General features: G+C 66.8%; 13 protein-coding genes. 4 read left to right on the top strand and 9 right to left on the bottom strand.

From position 1 onward, the window contains the following. Positions 1 to 2 precede the first annotated feature (2 nt). Positions 3 to 1,430, top strand: a complete 1,428-nt coding sequence (locus DFR67_RS19880; protein ID WP_110471241.1) for a DUF2254 family protein — start codon at positions 3 to 5, stop codon at positions 1,428 to 1,430. Here the strand turns inward: DFR67_RS19880 and DFR67_RS19875 are convergent. Continuing rightward, positions 1,401 to 2,813 (bottom strand): alanine--tRNA ligase-related protein, encoded by a 1,413-nt coding sequence (locus tag DFR67_RS19875; protein WP_110471240.1) that lies wholly within the window; start codon positions 2,811 to 2,813, stop codon positions 1,401 to 1,403. The two genes, DFR67_RS19880 and DFR67_RS19875, sit on opposite strands and share 30 nt — an antisense overlap. A gap of 117 nt (positions 2,814 to 2,930) precedes the next feature. On the opposite strand from DFR67_RS19875, the gene DFR67_RS19870 reads away from it, so the two are divergent. After that, entirely contained in the window at positions 2,931 to 3,788 is an 858-nt protein-coding gene (locus DFR67_RS19870; RefSeq protein ID WP_110471239.1) for a dienelactone hydrolase family protein, read from the top strand. A 13-nt stretch (positions 3,789 to 3,801) separates the two neighbouring features. On the opposite strand, the gene DFR67_RS19865 is transcribed toward DFR67_RS19870, so the two are convergent. The 8 genes from DFR67_RS19865 to eccCa all read right to left on the bottom strand — a co-directional run bounded on the left by DFR67_RS19865 (position 3,802) and on the right by eccCa (position 14,063). Beyond that, on the bottom strand, positions 3,802 to 4,173 hold the full coding sequence (locus DFR67_RS19865) for a hypothetical protein (protein WP_110471238.1): 372 nt from the start codon (positions 4,171 to 4,173) through the stop codon (positions 3,802 to 3,804). Between the two features lie 16 nt (positions 4,174 to 4,189). Continuing rightward, complete coding sequence (locus DFR67_RS19860; protein WP_146240487.1) at positions 4,190 to 5,716, bottom strand: hypothetical protein; 1,527 nt, start codon at positions 5,714 to 5,716, stop codon at positions 4,190 to 4,192. Continuing rightward, the gene (locus DFR67_RS19855) at positions 5,709 to 6,029 is read right to left on the bottom strand and encodes a type VII secretion target (RefSeq protein WP_110471236.1); all 321 of its coding nucleotides are present in this window, start codon (positions 6,027 to 6,029) and stop codon (positions 5,709 to 5,711) included. Before DFR67_RS19855 ends, DFR67_RS19860 begins: the two co-directional genes overlap by 8 nt. A gap of 119 nt (positions 6,030 to 6,148) precedes the next feature. Next, positions 6,149 to 7,486 carry a phosphoglucosamine mutase gene (gene glmM, locus DFR67_RS19850; RefSeq protein WP_110471235.1) on the bottom strand — a complete coding sequence of 446 codons (1,338 nt, stop codon included), beginning with the start codon at positions 7,484 to 7,486 and terminating at the stop codon, positions 6,149 to 6,151. 154 nt (positions 7,487 to 7,640) lie between these two features. Further along, positions 7,641 to 8,186: a 30S ribosomal protein S9 gene (gene rpsI, locus DFR67_RS19845; protein WP_110471234.1), complete on the bottom strand. Its 546-nt coding sequence runs from the start codon at positions 8,184 to 8,186 to the stop codon at positions 7,641 to 7,643. Further along, complete coding sequence (gene rplM, locus DFR67_RS19840; RefSeq protein WP_084838382.1) at positions 8,183 to 8,626, bottom strand: 50S ribosomal protein L13; 444 nt, start codon at positions 8,624 to 8,626, stop codon at positions 8,183 to 8,185. Before rplM ends, rpsI begins: the two co-directional genes overlap by 4 nt. 185 nt (positions 8,627 to 8,811) lie before the next feature. Further along, positions 8,812 to 10,011 carry a type VII secretion-associated protein gene (locus DFR67_RS19835; protein ID WP_158539997.1) on the bottom strand — a complete coding sequence of 400 codons (1,200 nt, stop codon included), beginning with the start codon at positions 10,009 to 10,011 and terminating at the stop codon, positions 8,812 to 8,814. A gap of 11 nt (positions 10,012 to 10,022) precedes the next feature. Next, positions 10,023 to 14,063, bottom strand: coding sequence for a type VII secretion protein EccCa (gene eccCa / locus DFR67_RS19830; protein WP_245938053.1), 4,041 nt, complete (start codon positions 14,061 to 14,063; stop codon positions 10,023 to 10,025). A gap of 191 nt (positions 14,064 to 14,254) precedes the next feature. Here eccCa and eccD point away from each other — a divergent pair, with 191 nt between their 5' ends. Both eccD and mycP read left to right on the top strand, forming a co-directional pair. Next, a complete protein-coding gene (eccD, locus tag DFR67_RS19825) occupies positions 14,255 to 15,739 on the top strand; it encodes a type VII secretion integral membrane protein EccD (protein WP_110471232.1) in 1,485 nt (494 codons plus the stop codon). Positions 15,740 to 15,774: 35 nt separating this feature from the next. After that, positions 15,775 to 17,181 carry a type VII secretion-associated serine protease mycosin gene (mycP, locus tag DFR67_RS19820; protein ID WP_110471377.1) on the top strand — a complete coding sequence of 469 codons (1,407 nt, stop codon included), beginning with the start codon at positions 15,775 to 15,777 and terminating at the stop codon, positions 17,179 to 17,181. The last annotated feature ends 4 nt before the right edge of the window (positions 17,182 to 17,185 follow it).

Genomic DNA, 17,185 nt, shown 5'->3' with positions numbered 1-17,185 from the left:
CGATGGGCGTGCTCGCCGATCTCGGACGGCTCATCAGCGATCGGGTGCGGTGGCGCCGCACCCGACGTCGGCTGGGCTCCGTGCGAATCTGGCGGCTGCCAGTGCTTCTGATCTTCCTGGCTGTGGCGATGACGGGGGTCTTCGGCGCCATCGACGAGGCGACGGCCTCCGATGCCGTCGACACCGGAACCATGGCCACCCTGCTCAGCGCGATCGCCGGCGGGATGATCACCCTGACCGGTCTGGTCTTCACGGCGACGACGCTGGCCATGCAATTCGGTGCGACCCAGGTATCGGTTCGGGTGGTCCCTGTCCTGCAGCAGGATCCGATCATGCGGTGGTCGAACGGACTATTCCTCGCGACCTTCGTCTATTCGCTGATCGTCGCCTCGGACATGGCATCTCAAGACAACAGGGCGCCCATCGCGTCGGGTGCGTTCGCGCTCTTCCTCGCCTTCGCCAGCGCGATCATGTTCGTGGTGCTCGTCAGCAAGGTGGGTCGGATACTCAACTCCACCAGGTTGCTCAGCTGGATTGCCGACGAAGGTCACAAGACGATCAAACGGACGTTCATCGACGCGTCCTCGGACCCGGGCGCTGCGAGCGTCGCGGCACCGACCCCCTCCTACGGCATCGTCGATCCCGATGCCCCGATGACCCTCGTCCGACTGCGCCGGCTGCCGTCCAAGGGCCGGGTTCTCGTGGCCATCAATCTGCCTCAGTTGCAACGGCTCGGGACACGGTGGGGGGTACAGCTCGACGTCCTGCCCCGCATCGGAGACTTCGTGGCCTACGAGGCCCCGTTGTTCGCGGTGTACGGCCTCCCCGACGACCTGAGCGAGCTCAGGCAGAGACAATTGCTGGCAACCATGTGTTTCGGCGATGCGCACCGCCCGGCGGTCAGTCCGTCGGCCGCCTTGCAGGCCATCGTGGACGTCGCCCTCAAAGCCCTGTCGCCCGCCATCAACGACCCGGGGCGCGCCGTCCAGGCCATCGACCATCTCGAAGACCTGCTGCTTCTTCTCGCTCCGCGGGTACGTAGCGACCGGACATTGGAGATGATGTCGCGGGTGCACGGCTACCGGCGGACGTGGAACGACTATGTCTCGCTCGCCACCGACGAGATCCGCCACTTCAGCACCAATTCGACACAGGTGCAGCGCAGACTGCGGTCGCTTCTGCTCACGTTGCAGGCCAGCACGCCACCTACGCAACATCCTCCGCTGGTCGAGCGGCTCGAAGCACTCGACCAGCAGGTGCGACGGGAGTGGAAGAGCGAGCTGGACATCCGCCTCGCGAGCGTCGCCGATCCGCAGGGTCTCGGTTCCGAGTCGGGCGGCCAGTCACCCCGGGTCGCCCCGGGGCAGCCGGACGCCCCCGAGCCTCCCGGCGGCCCTCACTCAGTCGACGGTGGCTCCGAGCTTGGTTGACGCCTGCGAACGGGCACGCTGCGCCTCGATCTCCCCGTCGAACTCCGCCCGCCAGTTCACGGTCATCGGCATCCCGCGGGTCACGGCTTCTTCGGCGGACAATTCGACCGGGAAGCCGAAGGTGTCGGACAACTTGAACAAATCCTTACCGGTCACCGTCTCGCCGGTCTTACCGAGGCGCTTGAGTTCTCGCAAACCCTTACCGAGGGTTCGACGGAAGGATCGTTCTTCCTTCTCCAGCACGGCGATCACGGTCTCGCGGCGCTCGGCGACCTCTGGATAGGCCTCGGTGTAGAGATCGGCGACAACCGGCACGAGCTGCGTCAGCAGATTGTCCTGGACCCCGAGCTGGTGGGCGAACCGGATGGCCCGGCGCACCAGGCGGCGCATCACGTAACCCTGTTCCTTGTTCGACGGCACCACGCCGTCCACCGCGAGGAAGACCGCTCCACGGATGTGGTCTGCGATGACGCGCATCGCCACGGTGTTGTCGTCGTAGCCGACCCCCGACAGTTCCTCGATCTTCTGCACGATCGGCCACAGCAGGCTGATCCGGTACACGTCGGGACTGTCGATGGATGCGGCCGCGATACGTTCGAGCCCGCCGCCGTAATCGACGTTCAGTTTGGGCAATTCGGCAAAGCCCTCCACCGTCTTGGCGTATTGCATGAAGACCGAGTTGCCGATTTCCATGTACTGCCCACCGTCGGAGTTCTGGTGTGGGTACTTACCGAACGCGGTGTCGTGTTCGACCTGTGGGAAGTAGTAGAAGACCTCGCTGTCGGGCCCACCTGGGTCGCCGACGGGCATCGTGTCGGGCCCGCCCGACCGCGACCACCAGTTCTTGTCGCTGTAATACGCGATCCGGGCGCCCTGGTTGCCGACCTCGTTGCCGTGCTCTTCGGTCAGCAACACCACGCGATCGGCGGAAACCCCCGCCTTGGTGAACAACTCGGTCCAGATGTCGGCGCTTTCGTCATCGCGCGGGATGCCGTTCGCGGGATCACCCGAGAACACGGTGACGTAGATGCGATTGGGGTCGAGGCCGACGACCTCGGTGAGGAAATGCCAGAACAGCGGGATCTGCTCGCTCTTGAAGTAATCACCGAGACTCCAGTTCCCGAGCATCTCGAAGAACGTGGTGTGCCGGTTGTCGCCGACCTCTTCGATGTCCTGGGACCGCAGGCAGGTTTGCGAGTCGGCGAGCCTCTTTCCCGAGGGGTGTTCGGCACCGAGCAGATACTTGAGAAGCGGCTGCATCCCGCTGCCCGTGAACAGCGTGGTGGGGTCGTCTTTGGGCACGAGCGGCGCCCGGGGAATCACGGTGTGGCCGCGTTCGGCCATCAGCGAGAGGTAGGCACTGCGGATCTCATTGGCATCCATGGTGATTACTCTGCCAAGTTCACGCGCCGAATGCGCGGTGAATCGCGTGGTCCGTCAAAATACACAGGGTAGGGGCCGGGGGTGCTGCCGGTCGGTAGCACGATCCCCTAGAGTCAGATGGTGGCCAACCCCAAGAAGCTCCTTTCGCAGCTGTCCAAGACCGGACCGCACAAGGTTCTGCGCGGCGACATGGCGATCGTCGGACTACCCGGCACCCTCTACACCCCCGCCGAAGGGAAAGACCTCCCCGGGATCGCATTCGGCCACGGCTGGCTCACGGGCGCCAAGCAGTACTACAAGACCCTGGCGCATCTGGCGTCGTGGGGCATTGTCGCCGCAGCTCCGACCACCGAGAAGGGCCTGTTGGCGTCGGATCAGGGGCTGGCCGCCGACCTCGAGACGACGTTGTCCGTGATCAGCGAGGTCCGGCTGGGCGCCGGCAACATCACCGTGCACAAAGATCGACTGGGTCTGGCCGGCCACGGTTTCGGCGCGTCGGCCGCAACTCTGGCCGCTGCGCGGAGCCGTCGGGCGAAAGCACTGGCCGCACTCTTCCCGGCGCCGACCAGCAGCGCGGTCCTGCCCGCTGCGCGTGAGGTCACGATTCCTGCTCTGATCATCGTCGCGCCGGGCGAGCTGGAGTCGATGACATCCAACGCGCTCGCATTGCGGCGCGCCCTCGGCTCCGATCCTGCCGTCCTCCGGATGGCGCCGCGAACCGAGAATCGAGGTCTTGCCGAGGGTTTCAGTGTGCGGTCCAGGCTCGGCGCGGGCGGCAACGACAGGAAGACCCAGAAGATCAGCCGAGGTGTGCTGACCGGGTTCCTGCTCCATCAGCTGACCGACGACAGCAAGTACGCCCCGTTCAGTGACCCCGATGCCGGACTCGGCAAGCTCCTGACCGTGGACCCCGACGCACTTCCCCCGGGCGCAGAAGATCTGATCGATCCGCTGACCCGACTACTGCGGAAGTAGTTTCGCCTGTGGCTCACCGGTCGGTGAGCCAGCCGTTCGAGAACGAGAAGTCGTCTGCGTCCTCCTGATCGACGTCCTCGTGATCGTTGCCCTCCTGGTCGTTGTCCTCCTGGTAGTTGTCCAGGGCCGGCCGTGATTCGTCGCCAACGGGAGCGGCCGCTGCGGGCGTATGCGGACTGAGATCGATGTCGTCGGCCGGCAACAGGATTACACCTCGGGCCGCGATCGCTTCACGAGTACTCCCGCGGCGACGGTCCGCGTTTTCCGCTGCGATTCGTAGTCGTTCCTCGAGAGCCCGCTGTCGGTTGCGATAGGTGCGCACCGCGGCCTCTGTGTCCGTCCGTGCGCGTTCGGCGATCGCGTCGAAGAGATCCGAGATACTCATCGATCACCCGGCGGATTCATTGGTCACCGGCCAGGGCCAGAACACCTTCGTCTCCCGGTGCCGGCTGGCCTTGGTCGGCGGCCTGTGGCGCGACCTGCGTGCCCGGCTCCGGCTCCGACAGTCGCGCCGGGTGTGGAGTCGGGGCCGGCCCGCCGGGAGCAGTTCCCGGAGAACCCAGCGGCACCGGACAATCCCCGGCACCGGGCGGCGCCTGCGCAACGGGCGGCGGATCCCGCACCACGGCCGGGTTCCCCGTGGGTGCTGTTGCATCGGCCGGACCGATCGCGACAGGATCACCCGACCCCTCCGACTCCGATGGGCAGTCATCGGATGCTCGGTCCGCAGGTCCGTTCGGCCCCGGCGTCGCCGTCTCCCCCGGTGTCGCCCGCTCTTTCGGCGTACCCGATTCCTCATCCGGGGGCCCAGCGGGTGGTGAGGCGCCGGGGTCTGCGTGGGCCGGCGGTTCACCCTGGATGTCGGAGTGAGCGGACGCCACGGCTTCGACGATCCCGATCATCGCTCCGGTCAGCACCTGGCCGATCGCTCCGGCCAGCGGGGCCAAGATGCCGGTGAGCTCGGCGCCACCGGGTGACGAAGCGTAGGAAGCAGCGAATTGACCTGTGACAGCACCGGATCCGGACGCTATCACCGACGCTGGCCGGGATTCGAAAATCGGAGCAGGAGGAGTGGCGGGCGCCAGCGGAGTCGCTGACGCAGTGCTCACCGTCCCCGTCGGCACACCGCTGCTCGAGGATGATCCGCCCGACGCTCCAGACCCACCGGATGCACCCGGCACATCGGGGCCGCTGTCGGCACACACGGGACCGGGAGCCACCTCAGGGCAGGGAGGCGGAGCGCACGGGCTCTGCTGACCGCTCGGGTACGGGGCGGTGTCGACCCCCTGCAGACCCGTGCAGACTCCGACCAGAACCGCCTCGACCGCCTGATCACAGGTGTTCACCGCACAGGTGAACAGGTCGACCGCCGCGGTGATCGCCGCACGCAATTCTTCTCGCGGAGCGGCGGCGAGCGATTCGACGATGGCGGTCCACGCGCTGATCGGCATACCCAGCAGGATGTTCGCGTCGATGGTGCCGATCGCGCTGAACTTGGCGAGGCGTGCGATGTCGATGCAGTCCGCGGCAACGAGCAATCCGGATGCCAGCTCCCCCAGCAACGTCAGGTCTGCGTCGGCCCGGGGCAGGTGTGCCAGCAACTGTCGGCGGGCAACGGTTCCGGATCCGTCTGGCCAGCAGTCGACGAGCACCGCCTCCTGCTCGTGCTGGTAGGCGATCTGCGCTGCGGCGGTGGTGTGCACGTTCTGCAGGATCAGCCCATCAGCACGCAGTCGATGTGTGTTGATGTCCTCGGTTTCGGAGAATCGCGACCTGAACGCCTCGAAAGCCGGGAGTGCCTCGATGCCCACCTGCCGCGCCAGCGGCGCGACATTGTCGAAGAAGCAGACGCTTCCCCTGGCAACCTCGCGCGCCGCCAGCAATTCCTCATCGAGAGCACTCACCGATGGCGCAGGCGCATTACCCATCGGCGCGCCCCGGATCGCCACCGACGAACCCGGTCGCGTTCGTCGAGTCCTGGTCCGACAGTGTGTCGGCCGCTGCGGTCAGGGCATCGCCGAACGTTCGCGACGACTGCGAAAGTGCGCTCACCGACCTCACGACCGCAAGGACGCCTGCGGCGTAGTCCATCGAGTGGGTGCCGTAACGACTGCCCATATGCGCTCCGAAGTCGCAGTCGACGAACTCCGTCGCGGCGATGTCCACTGACGATGCTGTCTGGCCAAAGGCGTTGCCCAGTTTCCGCAACGCCTCAGGGTCCACTCTGGTCTGCTCAGTCATCTCATCCTCCCGTGGATCAGACGCATCGCGGACCGGGACGGTTCCGTGTTCGGACCGCAGCGGTTGGAAAGGTCGTCAGTGGACGGTGAGGGCGCCACACGCCCGCGGCGGCGGACGAGTCAGGCAGCCTCGACAGCAGCTGCGATCCTCGCCGCGACCGACTGCGCCTGGTCTGCGGTGGCCGCCTCTACCATCACACGCACCAATTGCTCGGTACCCGAAGGACGCAGCAGGACCCGGCCCGTTGCACCCAGCTCCGCTTCGGCCTCGATGACGGCCGCGCGGACGGATTCCGCTTCCGCCACGACATTCTTGTCGGCTACGCGGACGTTGATCAGCACCTGCGGCAGTGCGCTCATGATCGAGGCCAGCTCCGCCAACGACTTCCCGGTGCCGGCCATGCGGCCCATCAGGGCCAGGCCCGTGAGAATGCCGTCACCGGTGGTGCCGTGGGATGGGATGACCACGTGTCCTGATTGCTCTCCGCCGAGGGAGAACCCGCCCGATCGGAGTTCCTCGAGCACGTATCGGTCACCGACCGCGGTGGTGCGCACGGTGATTCCCGCAGCGGTCATCGCCAGGTGCAGGCCCAGGTTGCTCATCACGGTCGCGACCAGGGTGTTGTCTTTGAGGCTGCCTGCATCCTTCATCGCGCTGGCAAGAACGGCCATGATCGCATCGCCATCGACGACGGCACCGGTGGCATCAACGGCCAGGCACCGGTCGGCATCTCCGTCGTGGGCCAAACCGAGATCGGCTCCGTAGTCGAGAACTGCGGCACGGACTTGGTCCAGATGTGTTGAGCCGCAGTCGAGATTGATGTTCTCGCCATCAGGATCGGCGCTGAGCGCGATGACGGTGGCGCCGGCACTGCGGTACGCCCGTGGCGCCGCGGTGTACGCCGCACCGTGGGCACAGTCGACGACCACGGTCACGGGTTTGAGGTTCACGTCGACGACGCCGGACAGATGATCGAGATAGGCGTCGATGCCGTCCGCAGCATCGCGAACCCGCCCCACCGCAGCACCGGTAGGTCGCACGACCGCGGCCCCCGCGGCCGCTTCGATCGCGTCCTCTGCGGCATCGGAGAGTTTGTGTCCACCCGCGGCGAAGAACTTGATGCCGTTGTCCGGCATAGGGTTATGAGACGCGGAAATCATGACGCCGAATGCGGCGTCGTAGAAATCGGTCAGGTAGGCCACAGCCGGGGTCGGGACGACCCCGACCCGGACGGCGTCTACGCCCGCGGCAGTCAGCCCCGCACACACCGCCGCTTCCAGCATCTCACCGGATGCCCTGGTGTCGCGGCCGACCACGGCGACCGGGCGCTTGCCGCCCCCCGCGCCCTCGGCGGGAAGCACCCGGGCAGCGGCCTCGGCCAGCGACAACGCCAACTCCGGCGTCAGGTCGGCGTTGGCCAGCCCGCGGACTCCGTCGGTTCCAAACAGTCGCCCCATCGACCATTCCTTTCTTCGAGATCTTCACGCGTTCGATCGGTGGCCCCGTGGCCGGTGAGTACGCCTGCAAAAAGCAACAGGCAGGCGTCCAGTGAATCCTGAACGCCTGCCTGTGCCCAAGACCGCCTTGGTGCTCGCGGGCCCTGGAAAGAAATCAGCGCTTGCTGTACTGCGATGCCTTACGGGCCTTCTTCAGGCCGTACTTCTTGCGCTCCACCGCACGCGGGTCACGAGTGAGGAAGCCGGCCTTCTTGAGGGCACCACGATCATCCGGGGTGACCTCGATGAGCGCACGGGCAATGGCCAGACGCAGAGCGCCTGCCTGTCCCGACGGGCCTCCACCGTGGAGGTTTGCGGCGATGTCGAATGTATCGCTGCGCTCCACCGTGACGAACGGAGCCTTGATCAGCTGCTGGTGCACCTTGTTGGGGAAGTACTCCTCCAGGGTGCGACCGTTGAGCTTGAACTCGCCGGATCCCGGCGACATCCGGACGCGGACGACGGCCTCTTTACGACGGCCGACGGTCTGGATCGGACGATCGAAATCGACCGGTGCGCGGGTGACGGCAGGCTCGGCGTCGACGCTGTCGTCGACCGAGTAGTCGTCCGCACCGAACTCGGCAACAACCTCTTCGGCCACAACTTCTTCTGCGGCGACATCAGTCTGATCGGACACGTTCTGCTCCTCCGGCGCCGTCACTGGGCAACCTGGGTGATCTCGAAGGGGACGGGCTGCTGAGCCACGTGGGGGTGATTCGGGCCGGCGTACACCTTGAGCTTGGAGGCCATGGCGTTGCCGAGCTTGGTCTTCGGGAGCATCCCGATGATCGCCTTCTCGACGAGGCGCTCCGGATGGGTAGCGATGGTCTCACCGACAGTGCGGGACTTCAGGCCGCCCGGATGACCGGAGTGACGGTAGAGCAGTTTGTCGTCGCGCTTGTTTCCGCTGACGGCAACCTTCTCGGCGTTGATGATGACGACGAAGTCGCCGCCATCCATGTGGGGTGCGTAGGTCGGCTTGTGCTTCCCGCGCAGGAGCGTTGCACTCTGCACGGCGAGGCGGCCGAGCACCACGTCGGTGGCATCGATGACATGCCACGTACGGGTGATGTCACCGGCCTTCGGGGTGTAAGTAGGCACAGATAGTCCTCTGTCTGATCGGATGGAGCTGGTCGGGCATGCGGCAGAGGTTGTTCCTGGCGACCAGTGGGGACCCAGGCCTCGACTACACCGATTTGAGGCGGTCGCGTACCAACCGACAACAGTACCGGCCAGGGACACGGTGGGTCAAAACGCTCATGACCTGCGGGCTCGATCGCAGAGGGTCAGCGATCCGCGATGCGCACCGAGGCCACCGCCACGACGCACTGCTCGTCGATGGACTCCCCCGCCGATCCTGCCTGACAACCCACGCTGACCTGCAGACCGGTTGCGACGAGGAGATACCAGCGGATGGCTCCACCGGACACCGGCACCTCGCGGTAACTGATGACCTCCCGGCCCGCATAGCGGGTGCTGGCCGAGAACTCCTGGACCACGTCGTCGCCGCGCTGGTCGATCCGGTTGCGGAGACTGCCGGCCACGGACGACAGCGTCGACGTACTGCGGACCGCATTCTGGAGCAGGATGATGCGCCGATCATCCTGCGGGGCGGCGAAGGTGGCGCGTGAGACGACCCCTTCGGCCGCCGGTTCGCTACTCTGCCGCCAATCGGCGGGCACCACCAACGACACCCGGCCGACCTGCGCCTGTCGATCGACCGCGGCAACGGGCGTCCGGGAGCCGTCTCGTACGACGACGACGGCGATCGCCGCAGCAACGGCCACCACAACCAAGAGTGCTGCCGCCGCCAACACCGACCCGCGACGGGTGCGCCCCACCGCGAGAGAAGGCGGCCAGGTTTCGGAGCCTGGCTCCGGGGCGGCCAGTGCGCCACCGTATCGATGCACCAGCGCGCGTCGCACGCACGCCACCCGGCCGACCACGGTCACGGCCTCGACCCGGGTACGCACCGATTGCACCGCTGCGGGGTCGGTGCCGTCGACCAGGATCGCCTCGACCCCGTTGTCGGCGAGACCTGCCACCAACTCTGCGTAGGTCCTCTCGGTCGCGACAGTCGTCGACGCGATCAGCCAATCACCACCGGCCCGTCGGACCTCGTGGATGTCGACTCGGTCGGTGACCTCGATGACGAGCGCTCGCTGGGCAGTCGCGTCCAGATGCGAACGCGCGATGACCGCGGCACGTGGGACGAGTTCCACCTCACGGCCCGCCGCCGCGGCCGCCTGCCCCAGCACCGCGGCCCGTCTCGTCCCCCACGTGCTGGGATGGGCCACGGTGACGGGATCGCTACCGGTCAGCACCCGGCCGAACAGCCTCGACCAGGCCTCGATCGCATGAATGCGTTCACCGTCGACGACGACGGTCGGCGAATTGATCGCCGCCACCAGCGCCCCCACCCGCTCCGGCGAGCTGCCGCCCACCTCGAGATGGTCATAGGCAACGTCGGCCACCGCCCAACGCATCGGTGACGCCATCACAGCGGAGGCATGTGGGCGACCTGGATCATTTCCTGCGGACGCGAACGCGACACCAGTTCGCCCCGACCCGGCACCAGCTTCTGCAGGCGGACCCTGCCGAGCAGGTACCCCTCGTCGCGGTCTCCGCTCATCAACAGCCCGTCACACGACAGATCCTTGAGGCGGCCGATGATCGGGTCGAACAGGGCCCGGCCTGCGCCGCCCGAACGCCGCGCGACGATGAGGTGCAGGCCGATGTCGCGGGCCTGGGCCAAGAGGTCGAGTAACGGCGCCAGCGGGTTCCCGCTTCCGGTGGCCACCATGTCGTAGTCGTCGACGACGATGTAGACGTCCGGTCCCGACCACCACCGGCGGTCACGGAGCTGTCGCTGGGTGACGTCCGGCCCCGGTAGACGCGCTGTGAAGTAGGCGGCGAGCTCGGTGACCATCGGGGTCAGGGTCTGGGCGGAGGTGGCATATCCGGCCAGATGCTCGGTGTCGATCACGCCGAGCATCGTCCGCCGGTAGTCGACGAGAACGATTTTTGTCTCCGTCGACGACGAGTTCTCGATCAATCCGGCCACGATGTTGCGGAGCAAGTTCGTCTTGCCGTGCTCAACGTCGGCGAACACCAGAAAATGCGGCCCGGTCCGGAAGTCGAGGATGACCGGTGCGAGTTCGGCCTCCCCGACACCGATGGCGACCTCTCCCGGTGCCAGCGTGATGTCGGCGTCCCGCAAGCGCGTGTGCACCTCGGACCGTTCGAGGTGCGTGGCCAGCTTGCGGACTGCCATCGCCGCGCGACCGGGGTACAGGGCCGAGATGGTTGCGACGGTGCTCGCGAGCGCCGAGCTCAGGGTGTCGAGTCCTGTTTCCGAATCGGTGCGGGGCAGCGCGACGAGCATGTGGAGCTGCTGCGCCGTGAGACCGCGACCCGGGCGGCCTTCGGGCACCAGACCGGCGACCTTGCGACCCATCTCCGAATCGAGCGGATCCCCGAGCCGCAGTTCCAGTCTGCTGCCGATCAGATCCTTGATCGCCGGCCGGACCTCCGCCCAGCGCGCGGCTGTGAGGATGACGTGCACACCGTAGGACAGACCTTGCGCCACAATGGTATTGATCTGAGATTCCAGGAACTCGAACTCGCCACGAATGACCGCGTACCCGTCGACGACAAGGAAGAGGTCGCCGAATACGTCGTCGGCGAGCACAGGATCGCCGGCTCGGCGTCGAGACCGGAAGTCGCGCATCGACTCGATGCCCGCATCGGCGAAACGCAACTCCCGCCGGCGGATCAGGGTGGCGACCTCCGCCACCGTACGTCGCACTGCATCCATGTCCGATCGGCCCGCCACGGATCCGACGTGCGGTAGCCCGGCGATCCCGGCCAGGCTGCCGCCACCGAAATCGAGGCAGTAGAACTGGACCTGTTCGGGCGTATGGGTGGTTGCGGCGCCGAGGATCAGGGTCCGGACGGCGTTGGACTTACCCGATTGGGGCCCACCGACGATCGCGACGTTGCCTCGCGAACCGGACACATCCACGGTCAGGATGTCGCGACGTTGGTCGTAGGGCCGGTCGACGATCCCCAGTGGGAACTCGAGGCGACCGTCCTGGGGGCTGCGCCACCGTGGGACGAGCATGTCGATCGTCGGAGGCTGGTCGAGCGGGGGCAGCCACACCTCGTGTGCTGCAGGACCTTGTCCGGCCATGCGGTCGAGCACGGTTTCCAGCAGGGTCCGCACCGCAGCACCTACACCGGGGGTGTGTGCAACCGCCGGACCTGCCACCGACGGATCTGCGACGAGATCGGGCACTGGGTCGAGCGAGATCTGCGGAGGGGCAACCAGATCCACCGGTATGCGGTCGGCGGTGAACATCTTCAGCCGGCCTGCCGTCGCCATCGAGGGAAGCGATTCGAGTCCGAGCGCGGTAGGCGGGGTGTAGGGACCCGAGACGTAACACGTGTTGAATCTGATGGGTTCGGCCGAGTCGCACTTGAGGTACCCCGAGCCGGGGACATTAGGCAGATGGTAGGCGTCAGGCATACCGAGTACCGACCGGGACTCGTTCGCGGAGAACGTCTTCAGACCGATTCGATAGGACAGGTGGCTGTCGAGTCCGCGCATCTTGCCCTCTTCGAGGCGTTGTGAGGCGAGCAGCAGATGAATGTGCAGGCTGCGCCCCAGTCGGCCGATCGCGACGAAGAGATCAGCGAAATCCGGCTTCTGCGCCAGCAGTTCGGAGAACTCGTCGACCACGATGAACAAGGCGGGCAGCGGTTCCAGCGGCGCGCCCGACGCGCGAGCCCGCTCGTAGTCCCCCACGTTCGCGAAGTTCCCCGCTGCGCGCAGCACCTCTTGGCGCCGGTTCATCTCCCCGGACAGCGCGTCGCGCATGCGGTCGACCATCGACAGCTCTTCTTCGAGGTTCGTGATGACAGCTGCCACGTGGGGTGCCGAGTCGAGACCCAGAAATGTTGCACCACCTTTGAAGTCGACGAGAACCAGATTCAGCGCCTCCGGTGAATGGGACGCGATCATCGACAACACCAGGGTCCGGAGGAACTCCGATTTACCTGACCCGGTGGCACCGATACACAGACCGTGCGGACCCATCCCACCTTCGGCGGCTTCCTTGATGTCGATCTCGACCGGGGTACCGCTCGCCGAGTACCCGATGGGTACTCGCAGCCGCATGCGCGCGCTGCGCGGCGCCCACGCCGTATGCGGGTCGAGCCGCGTCGCATCAGCGATGCCGAGTAGATTCATCAAACCCGGATCCGACGGGGTGGCCTCTTGCTCGAGGTTCACCAACTGGGCCGCGGTGGCGAGGCGGTACCGCGCCATCGCCCTGGCGAACGCTTCGGCTTCTGCGACACCGAGGGAATCCATGTCGGCGAACTCTTCGACGCCGAAAGCGCTACGGGCCCCGATCTTTCCCTCGCGCACCACCAGCTGCAGTCCCCGACGGACAGCCAGGCCATCGGTGGGTGCGGACAGATCGAGGATGCACACCGCCTCCATGCCCGCGTCGCCGACGATACGTTCGTCGCCCGAGACGAATCCGTCATCGATGACGACCACGAGCTGTGCCCGCGCGGCGCTCGGCGGAGCCGACCGCGAGAATCGGCCGCGCTCGAGCAGATCCACGGCGAGGTCGTCCTCGAGGTCCGCCAGTGACCGGTAGACCATCCTGGCCGAACCCATACCGTCGCGCTCGTACGGATGCTGTAGATGCGGCAGCCACTTGCACCAGTCCCACGCCTCGGCCCCGGGGTCAGCGGTGATCACGGCGATCATCAATTGATCAGGACCGTGAAACGCGCAGAGTTCGAGCATCATCGACCGCGCCAGCTGCCGCGTCTCCTGGCGCGCTCCCTCGATGTTGATCGCCGGGAACCCCCTCAGCGACACCGCGGTGGGCAATCCGTGGACAACCGAGTGGGTTCGGACAAATCTGCGCAGCGCCACCGCCGACACCGGTTCGATGTCCTCGAGCGGCCCCGTCTCCGGTGGCATCAGACGCGTCGCGAGTCGCTGCGATCCGACCCCGACCCGGACATGGCCGAAGTCGCTGTCGCCGCGCCGCCGCTCCCACATACGACGTCCGCCCACCACCGCGAGCAGCGCTGCCGGTTCGGGATGACTCCACTCGAGGGCGTCGCGCTGGGCCGCACCGGTCTCGTGCACCTCGTCACGAACCTGGCACAAATAGCGGAAGTAGTCTTTGCGCTCTTCGTTCAACTCGGCCGCGCGCTTGCCGCCGCCGCGATTCCCGGCGCCCGCGTACATGCCGAACATCGACATGAGCATCATCATCGGGAACATCATGAACAGCGGATTCGACAGCATGTTGCGCCCGCCGGTCACGAACATCATCGAGATCATGCCGACCACGGCGATCACCATCACCACGGGCATCATTTTCATCAGCAGGCTGCCGGGCACGACCCGCGGTACATCCGGGGGCACCTGGATGTTGACCTCTCCGCCGGGCGCACGCGGTACCGGCACTCGTGCCCGCCGCACGAATCCCTCGGTCGTCCCTGCCGTCACCGAAACATCATGGTTGTACGAACCCCACCCCTGAGCTAATGAATCCCCTGGCCGCACATCATTCACCATGAGCTCGTGCGGGGCACCCCGAAGGGTGCCATTCATCCACAGGCCGCCACGATCCGGCGGGGCAGATGTCGGACGCATTCGCTATTGTTTCGACATCGGGTGGGGATCTCTTGGGGGGAATCATGACCGCTGCTGACCTTTTGGCGGAGTTGGACGCCGCTGCCGCTGCCGAACCTGCGCTGGCGCGGGTATCGGTCATCGGTGGCACGACTCAGTTCGACGTCGGACTTCCGGCCGCGGTGCCGGTGGCCGCGCTGATCCCGGACCTGGTGGCGCTGATCAGTTCCCGGACGCCGGATGTCGAGGACGCCGACACCCGGCCGACGCCCATCCGGGATCACTGGACGCTGTCACGGGTCGGCCGCGAGCCCATCGCGCCCGGTCGCACGCTGTCCGAGGCCGGGGTGCGAGACGGCGATCTGCTGATCCTGCGCTCGGTACCCGCCCGCGAGACCGCGGTGCTCTTCGACGATGTGATCGACGCCGTCGCACGACTCGGCGAGGCCCAGTTCGCGAGTTGGAACGCGACGGCCGCCCGGGTCATGGGCTACGTGGTCGCCGTCGCGGCATCGGCCCTGTGTGTACTGGCGCTGTTACGCGAACGCAGCGAACACGAGAGTTGGTGGCCGCCGGTGATCGCCGCGCTCGTCACCCTCGCCTACGTGGTCGCCGGAGCCGTGATCGGTCGGTACTACCTCGATCGCACCACCGCTGCGATCAGCTCGCTGTGTGCGGCCCCCTGTGCACTCGCGACCGGAATGATGTTGCCGCCAGGGCCGTTCGGGGCGGCCCATCTCACGCTCGGATGCGCGGTCACCGTGGTCGTTGCCGCGATGTCCTACCGGATCGGGGCCGCCGGTCCCCTGGTGAATGCCGCGGTGATCACGGCCGCCCTGTTCGGGACGGGCGCAGCCGCGGTGCAGATGCTGTGGTCGCCGGGAACCGTCCGTATCGGAGCACTGTTGTGCGCCATCGCGATTCTCGCGATCTCTTACGCATCGCGAATCACCATTCTGTTGGCGCGACTGCCTCTGCCCCCGGTGCCGACGGCAGGCGCCGCCATCGACCCCGCGGACTCGGCGCCCCGCCCGGCGATCGAGGGCATCGGAGCAATCGGAGCCATGGCGCTCCCCTCTGCTGCCGCACTCGAACAGCGCACCCGAACGGCCGGAAGATATCTCACCGGACTCATCATCGGGACCTCGTCGGCCGCCGTGGCCGGTATCGCGATGGTCGCGTACCCCACTCCGGACTTCAGCTGGCGCGCCACGGTGTTCGCGACGATCATCGCGATCGTGCTCTGCCTGCGGGGCCGGTCCCACACCGATCTCGCCCAGGCATCCGTGCTCATCGCAGCAGGCGCCGTCGGGTGGGCCGTGGTCTGCATCGAGATGGCATTCGGACCGGGCGAACACACCGTTCTGGCGGCAGTCGCTTTGGGTAGTACAGCGGTCCTCGCGCTGTTGTGCGGAGTCCTCGCACCACAATCGGACTTCTCTCCCGTGATGCGCCGCCTGGTCGAGATCTTCGAGTATCTGCTGATCGCGGCGATCGTCCCGCTGTTGTTCTGGATCCTCGACCTCTACGCAGCGGTCCGCGACCTGTGACGAGCCGGCCCCGCGCCGGCGGCCGGACAGGATCGATGCGTTCGCGTATCGGCCATGTGACGGTGGTCGTGGCAATCACCGCGGCGGCGGCCCTCCCCGCGCTACCTGCCGCCGCGATCCCACCACCGGCGGTCGACATCGCGGCCCTGGTGCGGGATGCGCCGATCGCACCGCCAGAGCCCACCGAGCAGAAGATGCTGTGTGCCAAGCCGGTTCTGGCTCCCGGAACGGACGTCACCAAACCCTCAGCTGCACAGGCGATGATGCGGCTACCCGAAGCGTGGCGTTTCAGCCGCGGCGGTGGGCAGAAGGTCGCGGTGATCGACACCGGCGTGACCAGACATCCGCGATTGCCGCGCATCACCGCCGGCGGTGACTACGTCTCGCGCTCCGACGGAACCGACGACTGCGACGGCCACGGCACACTGGTGGCCGGAATCATCGGCGCCCAGCCTGCACCGGGCGACGCCTTCGCCGGGGTCGCACCCGAATCGTCGATCATCGCGATCAGGCAGTCGAGCGCGGCCTTCGAACCGAAAGACCGCAGACGCGCCGGCAACCCGGGCGACAACCCCAGCGTGGGCGCCGGCTTCGGGACTGTGCAAACGCTCGCTTACGCGATCGTGCGGGCGGTGGGCCTGGGTGCGACCGTCATCAACATCTCCGAGGTGGCCTGCGGGTCCGCGGGGTCGAACCTGTACGACAAGCAGCTCGGCGCCGCGGTGAAATACGCCTTCGACCGCAACGTGGTGGTGGTCGCCGCGGCCGGCAACCTCATCGAGGGTTCGCAGTGCTCACAACAGAATCCTCCGCCGAACCCGGCCGATCCGGCATCGGATGGCTGGGACACTGTCACCACGATCGCGAGCCCGGCCTGGTACACGCCCTACGTGCTGAGCGTGGCAGCCGTCGATTCCGAAGGCGGAGCGCCTGCGGCCTTCAGTCTTGCCGGCCCCTGGGTCGGGATCGCCGCACCGGGCACGTCGATCCTGAGTCTCGACAGCACCCGCGGCTCGGACCGGTTGGCCAACGCACAAGAGGTGGAAGGTGGTCTGACGAGTGTCGACGGGACCAGCTTCGCCGCCCCGTACGTCGCGGGTGTGGTGGCGCTCGTCCGTGCGAAATTCCCCGAACTCGACGCGCGAGCGGTCATCGAGCGCATCACCCGCACCGCTCATGCCCCGGGTACCGGTCGCGACAACACCGTGGGCCATGGAGTGATCGACCCCGTGGCCGCCCTCACCTACGAGATTCCCGACCGCGAACCGGATTGGACTGTGCCGCAGGCCATATCGGCACCCACCGCGGCTCCACCCGTCGACCACCGACCGCATACGATCGCAGCGATCGGCGTCGGCGTCTGTGCGGTGATCCTGGCGGCAGGGTGGGCGGTATCGATGCCGGCTCGCCGAGTGCGTCGCCTGAACCCTGACGAGTACTGACGCC

The sequence above is a fragment of the Williamsia limnetica genome (assembly GCF_003217475.1).
GTDB lineage: Bacteria > Actinomycetota > Actinomycetes > Mycobacteriales > Mycobacteriaceae > Williamsia > Williamsia limnetica.
The sequence above is the reverse complement of the archived record's forward strand: the minus strand, read 5'-3'. Positions and strand labels throughout refer to the sequence as shown.

What these genes read in the sequence shown, in the direction of transcription:
- DFR67_RS19875 (WP_110471240.1), bottom strand. Translation starts at nt 2,813, where the DNA reads ATGGATGCCAATGAGATCCGCAGTGCCTACCTCTCGCTGATGGCCGAA.
- DFR67_RS19860 (WP_146240487.1), bottom strand. Translation starts at nt 5,716, where the DNA reads ATGGGTAATGCGCCTGCGCCATCGGTGAGTGCTCTCGATGAGGAATTG.
- DFR67_RS19865 (WP_110471238.1), bottom strand. Translation starts at nt 4,173, where the DNA reads ATGAGTATCTCGGATCTCTTCGACGCGATCGCCGAACGCGCACGGACG.
- DFR67_RS19835 (WP_158539997.1), bottom strand. Translation starts at nt 10,011, where the DNA reads ATGCGTTGGGCGGTGGCCGACGTTGCCTATGACCATCTCGAGGTGGGC.
- DFR67_RS19855 (WP_110471236.1), bottom strand. Translation starts at nt 6,029, where the DNA reads ATGACTGAGCAGACCAGAGTGGACCCTGAGGCGTTGCGGAAACTGGGC.
- glmM (WP_110471235.1), bottom strand. Translation starts at nt 7,486, where the DNA reads ATGGGGCGACTGTTTGGAACCGACGGAGTCCGCGGGCTGGCCAACGCC.
- mycP (WP_110471377.1), top strand. Translation starts at nt 15,775, where the DNA reads ATGCGTTCGCGTATCGGCCATGTGACGGTGGTCGTGGCAATCACCGCG.
- eccD (WP_110471232.1), top strand. Translation starts at nt 14,255, where the DNA reads ATGACCGCTGCTGACCTTTTGGCGGAGTTGGACGCCGCTGCCGCTGCC.
- DFR67_RS19870 (WP_110471239.1), top strand. Translation starts at nt 2,931, where the DNA reads ATGGTGGCCAACCCCAAGAAGCTCCTTTCGCAGCTGTCCAAGACCGGA.
- DFR67_RS19880 (WP_110471241.1), top strand. Translation starts at nt 3, where the DNA reads ATGGGCGTGCTCGCCGATCTCGGACGGCTCATCAGCGATCGGGTGCGG.